The 15,907-nt window shown below is 70.2% G+C and carries 8 protein-coding genes and 1 pseudogene; 6 read left to right on the top strand and 3 right to left on the bottom strand.

Translation table 11 applies throughout. From position 1 onward, the window contains the following. Position 1: 1 nt before the first annotated feature. A complete protein-coding gene (locus ABD743_RS35535) occupies positions 2–223 on the top strand; it encodes an FmdB family zinc ribbon protein (protein ID WP_344727643.1) in 222 nt (73 codons plus the stop codon). A gap of 231 nt (positions 224–454) precedes the next feature. After that, positions 455–1,438 (top strand): DUF6454 family protein, encoded by a 984-nt coding sequence (locus tag ABD743_RS35530; protein ID WP_344727641.1) that lies wholly within the window; start codon positions 455–457, stop codon positions 1,436–1,438. An 18-nt stretch (positions 1,439–1,456) separates the two neighbouring features. Here ABD743_RS35530 and ABD743_RS35525 read toward each other — a convergent pair whose 3' ends face one another. Then, positions 1,457–2,803, bottom strand: a complete 1,347-nt coding sequence (locus ABD743_RS35525) for an FAD-binding oxidoreductase (RefSeq protein ID WP_344727640.1) — start codon at positions 2,801–2,803, stop codon at positions 1,457–1,459. 838 nt (positions 2,804–3,641) lie between these two features. After that, positions 3,642–6,206 carry an alpha-glucan family phosphorylase gene (gene glgP, locus ABD743_RS35520; protein WP_344727638.1) on the bottom strand — a complete coding sequence of 855 codons (2,565 nt, stop codon included), beginning with the start codon at positions 6,204–6,206 and terminating at the stop codon, positions 3,642–3,644. Positions 6,207–6,438: 232 nt separating this feature from the next. Between glgP and ABD743_RS35515 the strand changes: the two genes are divergently transcribed. The 4 genes from ABD743_RS35515 (at position 6,439) to glgB (ending at position 14,666) form a co-directional block, all read left to right on the top strand. After that, the gene (locus ABD743_RS35515; RefSeq protein ID WP_344727636.1) at positions 6,439–8,418 is read left to right on the top strand and encodes an alpha-1,4-glucan--maltose-1-phosphate maltosyltransferase; all 1,980 of its coding nucleotides are present in this window, start codon (positions 6,439–6,441) and stop codon (positions 8,416–8,418) included. A gap of 343 nt (positions 8,419–8,761) precedes the next feature. Next, a complete protein-coding gene (gene treS / locus ABD743_RS35510) occupies positions 8,762–10,513 on the top strand; it encodes a maltose alpha-D-glucosyltransferase (protein ID WP_344727635.1) in 1,752 nt (583 codons plus the stop codon). Further along, the gene (locus ABD743_RS35505) at positions 10,510–11,928 is read left to right on the top strand and encodes a maltokinase N-terminal cap-like domain-containing protein (protein ID WP_344727634.1); all 1,419 of its coding nucleotides are present in this window, start codon (positions 10,510–10,512) and stop codon (positions 11,926–11,928) included. Before treS ends, ABD743_RS35505 begins: the two co-directional genes overlap by 4 nt. A gap of 218 nt (positions 11,929–12,146) precedes the next feature. Further along, positions 12,147–14,666, top strand: coding sequence for a 1,4-alpha-glucan branching protein GlgB (gene glgB / locus ABD743_RS35500; RefSeq protein ID WP_344727726.1), 2,520 nt, complete (start codon positions 12,147–12,149; stop codon positions 14,664–14,666). Between the two features lie 200 nt (positions 14,667–14,866). Here the strand turns inward: glgB and ABD743_RS35495 are convergent. After that, positions 14,867–15,628: pseudogene (locus ABD743_RS35495) on the bottom strand (glycosyltransferase family 87 protein); the annotation flags it as partial. Positions 15,629–15,907 lie beyond the last annotated feature (279 nt).

The raw sequence follows: 15,907 nt of genomic DNA, 5'->3' as shown, positions 1-15,907 counted from the left end.
CGTGCCCCGTTATGACTTCCGCTGCCGTGAGTGCGGTTCCACATTCGAGGTCAGCCGCTCGATGACCGCCGCGAGCGATCCGGCTCCGTGCCCCGACGGGCACGAGGACACCGTCAAGCTGCTCACCACCGTGGCCGTCGGCGGGCTGAGCTCACGCTCCCCCGAACCCGCCCGGGTCGGTGGCGGTGGAGGCGGCTGCTGCGGCGGCGGTTGCTGCGGCTGAGCCGTCCCGGTAGCCCCCCCGCCCACCGGAATTGACCCGCGGGGCCTGCCGTCCGCCAGGCGTCGCGCGATGTCGGGTGGATGTTCGGCCCCGTTCACGTCGGTGCGCACTCGGGGCCAGTGACGATCTCTAGCGTTCGCGCGCGGTCCCGCGACGGCGACGCTGCGGTGGCCGGTTCCCACTGGCTACCTCACGCAGGAGAAGTGCACCGTCATGGGTCGTCGTTCGCGCATGTTCGCTGTGGGAGCCGCTGCGGCGGCACTGGCACTCGCGGCTCTGCTCCCGGCAGCCGGGAATGCCGTCGCCGAGCCGGGGGCAAGTTCGCCGCCCGCCGCCTCCGACGGTGACCTGGCCTCCGATCTCGCGGCGGTGGACCGCTCGACGGAGTGGCAGCTTCTGTCGACCGTGAAGCTCGGCTTCCCGACCTACCACCCCGAAGGACTCGTCGTCACGGCCGACCGGTTCTACCTGACATCCACGCAGATCATCGAACCCACGAAGACGTATCCCGCGCCCGTCGACGGGTTCGACCGCACGCCAGGCAAGGGGATCGGCCACCTGTTCGTCATCGACCGCGACGGGAAGCTCGTCAAGGACGTCATCCTCGGCGAGGGCGACGTCTACCACCCGGGCGGAATCGACCTGCACGGAGACGACCTCTGGATTCCCGTGGCGCAGTACCGGCCGGGCAGCACTGCCGAGATCGACCGTGTGGACGTCCGGACCCTCGAGGTCACCGCGGAGTTCACGGTCGACGACCACATCGGCGGGATCGTCTACGACGCCTCCACGGGGCACCTGGTCGGCAACAACTGGGGCTCGCGGAAGTTCTACGAGTGGACGCCGAGCGGCAAGCCCGTCACCACATGGAAGAACCCCGAGAACCTGGTGGACTTCCAGGACTGCCAGTACGTGCCGAAGGGAAAGATGGCCTGCGGAGGCATCACGAACCTGCCGCAGACGCCGAGCGCCGGGGGCACGAAGGCCACCTACGAGCTCGGCGGCATCGCGCTCCTCGACCTGCGCTCGCACGCCGTCGTCAACGAGTTCCCGTTCCAGCAATGGTCGGAGGCCGGCCACGTCATGACCCGAAACCCGCTGAAGCTCGCCGCGGACGGGGACGTGATCACGATGTGGGCGGCGCCGGACAACGGCGAGGAGACCGCCGGCACGCAGATCTACACCTGGCAGGCGAAGCTCGCGGCGAAGGGCTGAGCACGACCGTTCCTGGTCTCAGCAGGCGGGGATCGGCGTCGCCGTGAACACCGAGTCCGGGTCGTACTGCCGCTTCACCTGCCGCAGCCTCGGCAGGTTCGCTCCGTACGAGTGCTCGGTCTGCTCGCGCATGTCCGGCGCCAGCAGGTTGGGGTAGCCGCCCGGAAGGGCCTGCGGGGCCAACGCGCGGCTCAGCTCCTCGGCCCAGGCCACGTGCCGCTCGGCCCCGCCTGCCGTGTCCCACACCGGGATGATCTGCAGCATGAAGTGGTCGCAGCGCGTCCCGAACGCGGTGGCGTCCGGGGCCACTCGCGTCGCGGCCCCGCGCAGGTACTGCCACGACACGACCGACAGCGGCGAGGTCCGGTCACCACCAGCAGCAACCAGCGTGGCCACCGAGTCGGGACCCAACTCCGCCAACGATCGGGTGCGCATCGCGGACCGTGCCGGCACGGCGGCCCGGGCGTCGGCCGGCACGAACGTCTCCTGGAACTGCATCGGCCGCACCTGCTCGACGATCGGTGTGCCCAGGGCGGCCACCTTGGCCAGGAACCGCTCGCCGTCCGCCGGATCTCCGGACCAGACGGGCGTCAACGCCACCACCGGCCCTCCGTCAGGGCCCGGGACGATGCCCCCGACCATGCCGAGCTCGTCCGGCGCGGTCGCCACCAGCTCGGCGTGCCCGCGCAGCACCGCTTCCGCCTGCGCCCAGGGGAAGACGATCGGGCCGGAGACCACCGTGGGCACGGCGTGGAGCCGGATCCGCATCGACGTGACGACGCCGAAGTTGCCGCCTCCACCGCGGAGCGCCCAGAACAGATCCGCGTTGTGCGACTCGTCGACGTCCAGCACCGTGCCGTCGGCGAGGACGATCTCCGCTCCGAGCAGGTTGTCCAACGAGAGGCCGAACCGGGGGCTCAGCGGGCTGTACCCGCCCGCCATCGTCAACCCGGCCACCCCGACCACACTGACGGTGCCGAGCACCGCTACGAGCCCGTGCTCGGCGGCGGCCTGCGCGAGGTCGCCCGAGAGCGCCCCTCCGCCGATCGTGGCCACCCGCGCCCCGGCGTCGACCTCGACGGCCCGCAGCCCGCTCATGTCGAGCACCAACCCGTCGGGCCGCACGGCCCGTCCGAGCCAGTCGTGGCCGCCGCCGCGCACCGACAACGGCAGACCGTGCGATCGAGCCGCACGCACCGCAGCCCGTACGTCCTCGGTGCTCGCACCCCGCACAACCAGAGCCGGCCGGTGGTCGACGGCCTGGTTCCAGACCGCCCGCGCCCCGTCGTAACCGGCATCACCCGGCAGCAGAACCGAGCCCTCGATCCGTTCTCGCAGTTCCTCCGCGGCCCGCTTCGCGGACACGGCAGAATCCTCCGGAATGACACACCCCCACCAGAAACGAGCGATTCATGAACGCCGGCGCCGGCAATTCGGCTCGCTCGGACCCACTTCCGCCGCCCCGACCGTACACGAGTCGCACGACCCCTGAGCACGAAAACGTCCCGTTCCGAATACTCCCAGAATTCCCGAAAAACCCCGCCCGAACGAGCGGCACTTCCGTCCGATAGATCCAGACGAGAGTGCCGCTCGTCCCACACAGGACGGGCGGCCACGCACGCACCGCACCCCTCCGCCGCACGAACGGCGCGCTCGTCCACTAGATCCGATCGAAAGCGCCGCTCGTCCCACTCCGCCCTGGTAGGCGCCGCGCGCCCGCCCCGAACGAACGGCACTCCCGCCCGATAGACCCAGACGAAAGTGCCGCTCGTTCCACACGGGCCCGCGGAGACAACACGTGCAGGCCAGCGTGCTTGTGCACGAGCACGCCCCGCCCCCGCCTCCGGCGCCCCGCCCAACGAACGGGCCGCTCGCCCAATAGGTCCGAACGAAAGCGCCGCTCGTCCAGCCCCACCCTGGGAACCCCGCACCCCCGCCCCGTACGAACGGCACTCCCATCCAATAGATCCGGACGGAAGTGCCGTTGATTCCAGGCGGGACCGTGATCAGGCGGGCAGGCATGATCTTCCGCCCCCTCCGATGCGCGGCCGCCGAACCAACGGCGCGCTCGCCCAATAGGTCCGAACCAAAGCGCCGCTCGTCCAGCCCCACCCTGGGAACACCACACCCCAGCCCCGTACGAACGGCACTCCCATCCAATAGATCCGGACGAAAGTGCCGTTCGTTCGCGGCAGGGCCGGCGTCAGTGTGCGAGTACGACCTTGCCCAGTTCCGCGGGCGTGGCCAGGAGGGGGTGGGACGGCAGTACGCGGACCGTGTAGCCGGTGAGGCCGGCGTGCGGGAGCTTCACCACTGCTTCGAAGCGCTCGCCCATCCCGTCCGCGTCGCCGACGTGCTGCATCGCCACGGTCACCGCGTCGGCCAGGTCGTCGGTGTGGCCGACCCGTCCCACCACGGCCTCCACGATGACGTCCGACGGGGCGAGTCCGGCGAGCTCCACGGCGGCCCGCACCGTCATGGCCGCGCCGACCTCGGGGGTGTCCGGCAGCCCGGAGGCGTCCACGCCGGTGACACCGACGCGCGTCCACGCGGCGTTGAGCCGGGCCCGGTAGGCGGCCAGCTCCCTCGCGGGGCCGTAGTCGTCGGCCACGATCCGGGCGGCGGCGCGGCCGGCGGGGGCGTACCAGTCCTCCACGTACTCGCGCACCATGCGGGTGGCCTGGACCTGGGGGCGCAGCGTGGTGAGGGTGTGGCGCACCAGCTCCGTCCAGCGCACGGGTACACCGTCGGTGCGCTCGTAGAACGCCGGAGCCACCTGCGTGGCGAGCAGCTCGTAGAGCGCGTTGGCCTCGAGGTCGTCGCGCCGGACCGGGTCGTCGATCCCGTCGGCGGTGGGGATGGCCCACCCGTTGGCGCCGTCGTAGAGCTCGTCCCACCAGCCGTCGCGGATCGAGAGGTTGAGCCCCCCGTTCAGCGCCGACTTCATCCCCGACGTGCCGCACGCCTCCAGCGGGCGCAGCGGGTTGTTCAGCCACACGTCGCAGCCCCAGTAGAGGTAGCGGGCCATCGACATGTCGTAGTCGGGCAGGAACACGATGCGGTGCCGCACCGCAGGGTCGTCGGCGAAGCGGACGACCTCCTGGATGAGCGCCTTGCCACCGTCGTCGGCGGGGTGGCTCTTGCCTGCGACGACGAGCTGCACCGGGCGGTGCGGGTCGAGCAGCAGGTCACGCAGCCGATCCTTGTCGCGCAGCATCAGGGTGAGCCGCTTGTAGGTGGGGACGCGCCGGGCGAACCCGACGGTCAACACCTCCGGGTCGAAGACCTGGTCGGTCCAGCCCAGCTCGGGCGTCGACGCCCCGCGCTGCAGCCACGCCTCCCGGACGCGGCGCCGAACCTCGGAGACCAGCCGGGCACGCAACGCGCCGCGCAGCTCCCAGAGCGTCTCGTCGGACACCGGTTCGTGCGACGGCTGTCCGGCCATTGCACCGGGGCCGGGGTCGCCGAGCAGAGCCGTGACCTCCCTGGCCTCCCACGTGTGGCCGTGCACGCCGTTCGTGACGGAGCCGATCGGCACCTCGTCGGCGTCGAAGCCCTCCCAGAGCCCGCCGAACATGCTGCGCGAGACCCGCCCGTGCAGCTGCGAAACGCCGTTGGCGCGCTGGGCCAGCCGCAGCCCCATGTGCGCCATGTTGAACATGTTCGGGTTCTCCTCGGCGCCCAGCGCGAGGATCCGGTCCATCGGCACCCCGGGGAGCAGGGTGTCGGAGAAGTAGTGCTGCACCATGTCGACGGGGAACCGGTCGATGCCGGCGGGCACCGGGGTGTGGGTGGTGAAGACGGTGCCCGCGCGGACGGCGGCGACGGCCTCGTCGAAGGTGAGTGGCTGCGCACCGGCTTCCGAACGGGCCAGCAGCTCACGGATGCGCTCCAGCCCCAGGTAGCCGGCGTGTCCCTCGTTGGTGTGGAACACCTCGGGCTCGGCGTGGCCGGTGACCGCGCAGAACGCGCGCACGGCACGCACCCCGCCGACGCCGACGAGGATCTCCTGCCGGATGCGGTGATCCTGGTCGCCCCCGTAGAGCCGGTCGGTGACGCTGCGGTAGTCGGGCTCGTTCTCCTCGATGTCGGAGTCGAGCAGCAGGAGCGGCACGCGGCCGACGGCCGCCTGCCACACCCTGGACCGCAGGGTGCGCCCCGCCGGCATGGCCACGTCGATGAGCACGGGCTGCCCGTCGGCGTCCGTGAGCAGCTGCAGCGGGAGGCCCTGAGGGTCGAGCACCGGGTAGTGCTCGAGCTGCCAGCCGTCCAGCGACAAGGACTGCCGGAAGTACCCCGACCGGTACAGCAGCCCCACCCCGATCAGCGGAACGCCCAGGTCGGAGGCGGCCTTGAGGTGGTCGCCCGCGAGCACGCCGAGCCCACCGGAGTAGTTCGGCAGGACCTCGCTGACGCCGAACTCCATGGAGAAGTAGCCGACGGCCGCGGGCAGGCTGGGGTCGTCCTCGCGCTCGATCTGGTACCAGCGCGGCTCCTGGAGGTAGCTCTCCAGATCGTCGGCCAGTTCCCGGACCGTGACGACGGTGTCGGCGTCCTTGGCGAGCTCACCGAAGCGCGCCGAGGAGATCTCTCCCAGCAGCCGCACGGGGTCGTGTCCCGCCCGTTCCCAGGCGTCCGGGTCGAGGGCGGCGAAGAGGTCCTGCGTCGGTGCGTGCCAACTCCACCGCAGATTGGTCGCCAGGGCCTGTAGCGGTGCCAGCGGCGCTGGCAGCTGGGCGCGTACGGTGAATCGCCGGAGAGCTCTCACGGCGGGAACCATAGATGAATGGATTCCGTGATCGGTCAAGCGTTGTGAGGCCTTCCGCCGCGCGGCCCGCGGCGGGGGGCGACCGAGACGCCGCGCCGACGCGGCTTCGTCCGTACGGCGGACATCAGGTCACGATCACGTGAACGGCAGCGACCCGTTCTGACCTGGGCCATAACGGGTAGATAGGTTTGTGACTTCCGCGATGGGCGTGCAGCTGGGGGGTGAGCCGACGATGACGGGTCGGCTGGGAATTGATGACGTCAGCCCCTCGGTGAGCGGTGGCCGCCATCCCAGCAAGGCCGTGGTCGGCGAGGTGATCCCTATCGGCGCCACGGTGTGGCGGGAAGGTCATGACGCCGTCGCCGCCAACGTGGTCTGGAAGAAGGTGGGCAGTCGCGAACCCGCCCACCACGTCCGTATGACCCCCACGGGCACCGGCACCGATCGTTTCGCGGCGATCGTCACCGCGCCCGAGTCCGGCCTGTGGACCTTCCGCGTCGACGCCTGGAGCGACCCGTGGTCCACATGGCGCCACGCCGTCACCGTCAAGCTCGATGCCGGCCAGGGCCCCGACGAGCTGGCCAACGATCTCGAGGTCGGTGCCCGGCTGCTGCAGCGAGTGGGCCGTCGTCCCGGCGAGCGCAACCACCGCGACCTGCTCTTCGGCGCCGCCAACGCCCTGCGCGACACCGCGCTGCCTCTCCACGCCAGGGTCGCGCCCGCGCTGTTCCCGGCGGTCCAGACGATCATGACGGAGCGCCCGATCCGTGAGCTGATCACCCGGGGCCGTCCGCAGCAGATCTACGTCGACCGGGAGCGGGCGCTCTTCGGCTCCTGGTACGAGTTCTTCCCCCGCTCCACAGGTGGTCGCGACGAGACCGGCCGCGCCGTGCACGGCTCGTTCGTCACGGCGGCCAAGGAGCTCGACCGTGTCGCCGCGATGGGCTTCGACGTGGTCTACCTGCCGCCGATCCACCCGATCGGCACGGTGCACCGCAAGGGCCGCAACAACTCCGTGAACGCGGGGCCCGGCGACGTCGGCTCGCCGTGGGCCATCGGCTCGGCGGAGGGCGGGCACGACGCGATCGAGGCCGAGCTCGGCACGATCGACGACTTCGACGCATTCGTGGCGCGCACCCATGACCTCGGCATGGAGGTGGCGCTGGACTTCGCGCTCCAGTGCGCGCCCGACCACCCGTGGGTGGCCGAGCACCCGGAGTGGTTCACCGTCCGGCCCGACGGCACCATCGCGTACGCCGAGAACCCGCCGAAGAAGTACCAGGACATCTACCCGATCAACTTCGACAACGACCCGGCCGGGATCTACGCCGAGTCGCTGCGCGTCGTTCTGCACTGGGTCGAGCACGGCGTCCGGATCTTCCGTGTGGACAACCCCCACACCAAGCCGCCGAACTTCTGGCACTGGCTGATCTGGCAGGTGAAGTCCCGCTACCCGGACGTGCTCTTCCTCGCTGAGGCGTTCACGCGCCCGGCGCGCCTGTTCGGGCTGGCCCGCCTCGGGTTCACGCAGTCCTACAGCTACTTCACCTGGCGCACCACGAAGGCCGAGCTCACCGAGTTCGCGCTGATGCATGCGGAGCGGGCCGACGAGGCGAGGCCCAACCTCTTCGTCAACACCCCGGACATCCTCCACGAGTCACTCCAGACCGGTGGCCCCTCGATGTTCGCCATCCGGGCCACCCTCGCCGCCACGATGGCGCCGACGTGGGGCGTCTACTCCGGCTACGAGCTGTACGAGTGGGAGCCTGCCAAGCCGGGGAGCGAGGAGTACCTCAACTCGGAGAAGTACGAGCTGCGCCCCCGCGACTTCGAGGGGGCCGCGGCGAGCGGCAAGTCGCTGGAGCCCTACATCACGCGGCTCAACGAGATCCGGCGCGCGCACCCGGCGCTGCAGCAGCTGCGCGACATCCACTTCCACACCGTCGACAACGACGCGCTCATCGCCTACTCGAAGACCGAGCCGGCCACGGGCGACACCGTGCTCGTGGTGTGCACGCTCGACTCGAAGTTCGCGCAGGAGGGCACCACGTCGCTGGACATGCCGGCACTCGGCGTGGACTGGGACGACACCGTCACGGTGCACGACGAGGTGAGCGGCGAGTCCTACCAGTGGGGCCAGTTCAACTACGTCCGGCTGGACCCCCTGGCCCACGTCGCGCACATCTTCCGCGTGGAGCGGCCGACGGCGTAGGCCGCCGCCGGAATCCACTCAGCGTCTGTCGCGCGCCCGGAATATCCGGGCGCGCGACGGCGTCTTTTGCGCGCGTGTCGGGCCCGTCCGGGCGCTCAAGATCGTTTCAGTTGGGCCCTGTTCGGCCTGCTCGAAATCGGTAGCAGTTCGTCGGCGATCGGTTACCAGAACTTCACCTGCACAGCGCACCCGAAGACGAGCGCGGTCGTTGCCGCGCCCGGTGCAACAGTTACTCTCACCCCAGCTACCGAGCCACGTTCTGCGCGCGGGCCCTTCGCCCGGTAAGACTGGCCGGGTGCTCCTCCCGCCATCCGTCCCCGCCCGGTAGGAACGCGATACCCCTATGTCCATCGACACCTCGGCCGCTGCCGCCCAAATCCCCTCAGATGACCAGCTGATCGAGAACTCCTCCGACGAGTACGACCACGCTCGGACGCTCGACGTCGACCACGACTGGTTCAAGCGGGCCGTGTTCTACGAGGTGCTCGTCAGAGCGTTCTCCGACTCCAACCGCGACGGCACGGGAGACCTGCGCGGGCTCACCGAGAAGCTCGACTACCTGCAGTGGCTGGGTGTGGACTGCCTCTGGCTGCCGCCCTTCTACGACTCGCCGCTGCGCGACGGCGGCTACGACATCCGCGACTTCCGGGCGGTGCTTCCCGAGTTCGGCACGGTCGAGGACTTCGTCGTGCTGTTGGACGAGGCGCACAAGCGGGGCATCCGGGTGATCACGGACCTGGTCATGAACCACACGTCCGACACGCACCCGTGGTTCGAGGAGTCCCGGCGCAACCCCGAGGGCCCCTACGGCGACTACTACGTCTGGGCCGACGACGACTCCGGCTACGCCGACGCCCGGATCATCTTCGTCGACACCGAGACGTCGAACTGGACCTACGACCCGGTGCGCGGTCAGTTCTACTGGCACCGCTTCTTCTCCCACCAGCCCGACCTGAACTACGACAACCCGGCTGTCCAGGAAGCGATGCTCGAGGTGCTGCGGTTCTGGCTGGACCTCGGGATCGACGGCTTCCGGCTCGACGCGGTGCCGTACCTGTTCGAGCGGGAGGGCACCAACTGCGAGAACCTGACGGAGTCGCACGCCTTCCTCAAGCGCTGCCGGAAGGTGATGGACGACGAGTACCCGGGCCGGGTACTGCTCGCGGAGGCCAACCAGTGGCCGTCGGACGTGGTGGAGTACTACGGCGACACGGCGGTCGGCGGCGACGAGTGCCACATGGCATTCCATTTCCCGCTGATGCCACGCATCTTCATGGCGGTGCGCCGGGAGAACCGCTTCCCGATCTCGGAGATCCTGGCCCAGACGCCATCGATCCCGTCCGGGGCTCAGTGGGGCATCTTCCTGCGCAACCACGACGAGCTGACGCTCGAGATGGTCACCGACGAAGAGCGCGACTACATGTACGCGGAGTACGCCAAGGACCCGCGTATGAAGGCCAACATCGGGATCCGCCGCCGGCTGGCCCCGCTGCTGGAGAACGACCGCAACCAGCTTGAGCTGTTCACGGCGCTCCTGTTGTCCCTGCCCGGCTCACCTGTTCTGTACTACGGTGACGAGATCGGTATGGGAGACAACATCTGGCTCGGCGACCGCGACGCGGTGCGCAGCCCGATGCAGTGGACGCCCGATCGCAACGCCGGTTTCTCCACGTGCGACCCGGGGCGGATGTACCTGCCGATCATCATGGACCCGCTCTACGGCTACCAGGCCGTCAACGTCGAGGCGCAGGTCAACTCCACGACGTCGCTGTTGCACTGGAACCGGCACATGATCGAGGTCCGCAAGCGCCACCACGCGTTCGGCGTGGGCGAATACCAGGAGCTCGGCGGCACCAACCCATCGGTGCTCGCCTACGTGCGCAGCTACGGCGACGACGTCGTCCTGTGCGTGAACAACATGTCGAGGTTCCCGCAGCCCGTCGAGCTGGACCTGTCGCCGTGGCAGGGGTGCGCCCCCCACGAGCTCACCGGAGGAGTTCCGTTCCCGCGGATCGGTGAGCTGCCCTATCTGCTGACGCTGCCAGGGCACGGCTTCTACTGGTTCTCGATCACCCCTGCGGAGGAGTCTGCGTGAGTCTGGCCGAGGAGCTTCCGTCCCTGCTGCCCCAGTGGCTGCCTCAGCAGCGCTGGTTCGCCGCAAAGGGCCGACCGGTCCGGCAGGTGGCACTGACCAGCGTGACACCGCTCCTGACCGAGGAAGAACCACTCCTCGACCTCGTGCTGCTCGCCGTCGCCTTCGACGACGACTCCCCGGTGCAGCACTACCAGCTTCTCGTCGCCCGCCGTGAACACCTGCGAGGCGAGCTGGAGCACGCGTGCATCGGACAGGTCGGCAACTCCATGGCCTACGACGGGCTGTGGGATCCCACGGTCACCGAGTGGTTGCTCGAGGCGGTACGCAGCGGGCTCACCGTCGGTGACGTGCGGTTCGTCCCCGAGCCGGGCGCCAAGATCGCGGAGGGCGCGATCGGGCGTGTCATGGGCGTCGAGCAGTCCAACACGTCGGTGTCGTGGGGCGACCAGTCGATCCTCAAGCTGTTCCGCCGGATGGCTCCTGGCGTGAACCCGGACCTGGAGCTTCACCGCGCGTTGCGGTCGGTGGGCAGCCGGGAGGTCGCGGCCCTGCAGGGGGCGATCGAAGGCGTGCTGGACGGCGAGCCGGTCACGCTCGGCATGCTGCAGGACTTCGCCGCCAACTCGGCCGACGGCTGGTCGATGGCGCTCGCGAGCGTGCGTGACCTGCTGGCCGAGGGCGATCTGCGCGCCGACGAGGTCGGTGGCGATTTCGCGGCCGAGGCGTCACGGCTCGGAGAGACCGTTGCGGTGGTGCACGCCGAGCTGCGCCGGGCCCTCGGCACGAGTGAGCGTGACCCGCGGGCACTGGCGGCCACATGGCACGAGCGGCTCTCCACCGTGGTCGCGCAGGTGCCCACGCTGGAGCCGTACGTGCAGCCGATCCGGGAGGTCTACGACGCGGTCGCCACGTTGGAGGGATCGATCCCCACCCAGCGCGTGCACGGCGACCTGCACCTCGGCCAGACGCTGCGCACACCCTTCGGCTGGCTCGTGATCGACTTCGAGGGGGAGCCGGCCGCACCGCTCGCCGAGCGGGTGAAGCCCGACTCGGCGCTGCGTGACATCGCCGGGATGCTGCGCTCGTTCGACTACGCGGCCTTCCACCAGCTCTCGCAGTGGGAGCCTGCAGGCGACCTGACCAACCCGGACCACGACTCGCAGATGGCGTGGCGGGCCAAGGAGTGGGCCGAGCGCAACCGGTCGGCGTTCTGCGACGGCTACACGCTCCGGGCGGGCTCCGACCCCCGCGACCAGGGCGTGCTGCTGCGCGGTTACGAGCTGGACAAGGCCGTCTACGAGGTGCTCTACGAGATCCGCAGCCGCCCGTCGTGGGCTCAGATCCCGGTGGCCTCGATCGCCCGGCTCACCGCCGAGACCGTGTCCGAGCGCGGCGGCACCAGGAGCGTCGGCTGATCCGACCGGGCGCCTGCACGGAGATCACCTACGGGCTGCTGGTCGGTTCCGGCCGGGTACACCGGATGGTCGAGCCAGGGTCGGCAGCGAACGCTGCAGCACAATAGGGTGCGCGGGTGGATCGTGAGGAGAACCAGACCCGGACGATCAGCGCAGCGACGACGAACTCGACCTCGAAGAGTCCTGCCTCGAACGCCGCGTCGTCGACAACCAGCGCGATCGCCCACGCGTATCCGCCGGAACCCAAAACGGTGGACCGCGTGCTCGGTGGAGCGCACCACGACCCGCACTCCGTGCTCGGCGCACACCCGCACCCCGACGGCACTGTCATCCGCGTGCTGCGTCCGCACGCCGACGAGGTGGACGTGGTCCGCGAGGGCGGCGAGGGCTACCCCCTGGTCAAGGTGCACGAGGCCGGACTGTTCTCGGGCATCGTGCCGGGCCCGCCCGCCGACTACCGCCTCGCCGTGCGCTACGGCGAGCGTGTGGACATCGTCGACGACCCGTACCGCTGGCTGCCGACGCTCGGCGAGATCGACCTGCACCTGATCGGAGAGGGCCGCCACGAACGGCTGTGGGACGTGCTCGGCGCGCACGTGCGCAGCTACGACACCCCCGCAGGCCCGGTCACGGGCACGAGCTTCGCCGTCTGGGCGCCCACGGCGCAGGGCGTTCGCGTCACCGGCGACTTCGACGGCTGGTCGGGCTGGGCACACCCCATGCGTGTGCTGGGCAGCACTGGAGTGTGGGAGCTCTTCGTCCCCGGCATCGGCCCCGGCGTGCGTTACAAGTTCCGCATCCTCGGCAAGGACGGCCGGTGGCGCGACAAGGCCGACCCGATGGCGTTCCGCACCGAGATCCCGCCCGCCACGGCGTCGATCGTGGAGGAGTCGATCTTCGAGTGGGGCGACGAGGAGTGGATGACGGCGCGTGAGCTCCGCCAGCCGCACGTCGAGCCGATGAGCGTCTACGAGGTGCACCTGGGCTCGTGGCGCCAGGGCCTCACCTACCGCGAGATGGCCCACGAGCTGGTCGACTACCTCGACGAGACCGGCTTCACGCACATCGAGCTGCTGCCCGTGGCCGAGCACCCGTTCGGCGGGTCGTGGGGCTACCAGGTCACGTCGTACTACGCGCCGACCGCACGGTTCGGCGAACCCGACGACTTCCGGTACTTCGTCGATCACCTGCATCGCCACGGCTACGGCGTGATCGTCGACTGGGTACCTGCGCACTTCCCGCGGGACGAGTGGGCGCTGGCGAGGTTCGACGGCACGCCGCTCTACGAGCACGCCGACCCGCGGCGCGGCGAGCAGCCCGACTGGGGCACGCTCGTGTTCGACTTCGGGCGCATCGAGGTGCGCAACTTCCTCGTCGCGAACGCGCTCTACTGGCTCGAGGAGTTCCACGTGGACGGCCTGCGGGTCGACGCCGTGGCGAGCATGCTCTACCTCGACTACTCGCGCCCTGAGGGCCAGTGGCTGCCGAACGTGCACGGCGGCCGGGAGAACCTGGACGCCGTCGCGTTCCTGCAGGAGATGAACGCGACGGTGTACCGCAAGTACCCGGGGGTCGTCACGATCGCCGAGGAGTCCACGGCGTGGCCGGGCGTCTCCCGCCCCACCCACCTCGGTGGGCTGGGCTTCGGCTTCAAATGGAACATGGGCTGGATGCACGACACGCTCGACTACGTCGGGCGCGACCCGATCTACCGGGGCTACCACCACAACCAGATGACCTTCTCGCTCATGTACGCGTTCAGCGAGAACTTCGTACTGCCGCTCTCCCACGACGAGGTGGTGCACGGCAAGGGCTCGCTGTGGACGCGGATGCCCGGGGATGCCTGGAACAAGGCCGCCGGCCTGCGCGCCACGCTCGCCTACATGTGGGCCCACCCGGGCAAGCAGCTGCTGTTCCAGGGCGGCGAGTTCGGCCAGGAGCGGGAGTGGTCCGAGCAGCGCTCGCTCGACTGGGACCTGCTCGAGGACCCCCTGCACCAGGGCATCAAGACGCTCGTCGGCGACCTGAACCGCACCTACCGGGCCACCCCTGCCCTGTGGACGAAGGACACCACCCCCGAGGGCTTCTCCTGGATCGACGCCAACGACGCCTCGGGCAACGTCCTGAGCTTCCTGCGGCACGGGGTCGATGCCGACGGAAAGCCCACCGTGCTCGCCTGCGTGGCCAACTTCTCGGGCACCCCCACGCCGGACTACCGGGTGGGGCTGCCGTTCGCGGGCCGGTGGCGCGAGGTGCTCAACACCGACGCCCAGATCTACGGCGGCTCGGGGGTGGGCAACCTCGGCGCCGTGGAGGCCGAGCCGTCGGTGTGGCACGGCCGACCGGCGTCGGCGACGTTGCAGCTCCCGCCGTCAGGTGTGTTGTGGCTGGTTCCCGAGCCGTTCCAGGGCGCGGTGCGCAGAGGCAAAGCGGCGGCGCGGGCATCCGTCCCGGCTGCCGCACCCGTCGCGATCGCGGATGCCGTGCCTGCCGAGGAGGACGTGGTCGATCAGGCTCCAGCGGCCCCGGTCACCGACGATGCACCGGAGGTGGCGCCGCCCGTGCCCGAGGTCGAGGTGGAGGTTCGCGCCGACGTCGACGGGGAGCCGCAGGTGGAGGTCGAGCCCGTGGCCACCGCTTCCGAGCCCGCCGGGCCGTCGGATCTCGCCGAGCCGGCGGAGCCGAGCACGCCGACGAGCGGACGCAACGGCGTCGACCCGAGCAAAGCGACCCAGTAGCCGAGCAGGATCGCGCAGTAGAGCGACCGCGCCACGTCCGGCCAGAGGCCGTGGGGCGGCCACTCCGCGTTCCACGACACCGGAATCACGATCACCGCGAGCGCGACGGTCGCGGTGGCGGTCCGCCCGAGCGCGATCAGCACGAGCACGCCCGGCCACAGCAGCATCAGATAGTTGTGCCAGGAGATCGGGGAGACGAGCAGCCCGGCGGCGACCACCGCGAACGGTGCCGTGCCGGCCGGGTCGATGCGCTCGCGGTGGCGCCCGATCCAGGTCAGCGTGCCGATGAGGACGACCGCGCCGAGCAGCGTGCCCAGCACGGACGGCACCCCGAACCGCACGGCGAGCCCGGGCAGCGAGGCGTTGTCCACCGTGTCGGGCACGGGTTCCGTGACCGCGATGCGCAGCCATTCGAACCCACTCGACGGCCCGGCGACCAGCACTCCGAGCAGCGTGGCGACTGCGGCCGAGATCAGCCCGGCGCGCAACGGCACCCAGCGCCGCTGCACCGCGGGGAGCAGTAGCAGTGGCGCGAGCGACGGTTTGAGCGCCACGGTGATCCCGAAGAGCACGGCGGCGAGCACCGGCCGGCCCCGCCGTTCGGCGATCCAACCGGCCACGAGACCGGCGAGCAGCAACGGGTAGATCTGACCGAGCACGAGCGTGCCGTGCAACGGTGAGGAACAGAGCACGGCCAGCACGGCCAGCGTGGTGACACCACGCCCCAGGCGCAGCTCACGGGCCACCGCCAGCACCGCGGCCACGACGATGAGCAGCGTGAACACGACGAAGATCCGGTATGCCACTAGGGAGCTCAACCCGGCGAGGGGCGTGAGCAGCACCGTGAGCAGCGGCGGGTTCAGGTTCGTGAGCTTGGCACCGGTGTGATAAATGTCGGCGCCGTGGGTGGCCGCCACCGCGGAGTGCCAGAAGGTGTCGAAGTCGACGTGTAGCTCGCGCATGTCCGTGGACGGCAGCAACGTCACCAGCGCGTCGGGATGGCGGACGTAGAGCACGACCGTCGTGACGATCGACGCCACCACGAGCAGCCCGGCGATCCCCCACCGCACGGCCTCGGCCCTGCGCTCGGGGTGCTCCTTCATCAACGACACGGTGACTGACGCTATCCCGCGCGTCCGGATTCCGCGGAACCGCTCCCCCGCACCACTCGAATGACGATGATGATCGTCGTGCGCGTTCCGTCCCGGCGGCGACCGCCGGCAGCGGCCCTTCTCGCCGTC

This window comes from Pseudonocardia yunnanensis, from assembly GCF_039534065.1.
GTDB lineage: Bacteria > Actinomycetota > Actinomycetes > Mycobacteriales > Pseudonocardiaceae > Pseudonocardia > Pseudonocardia yunnanensis.
Note: the sequence above shows the minus strand (reverse complement) of the source record. Positions and strands in the feature narration are given on the sequence as shown.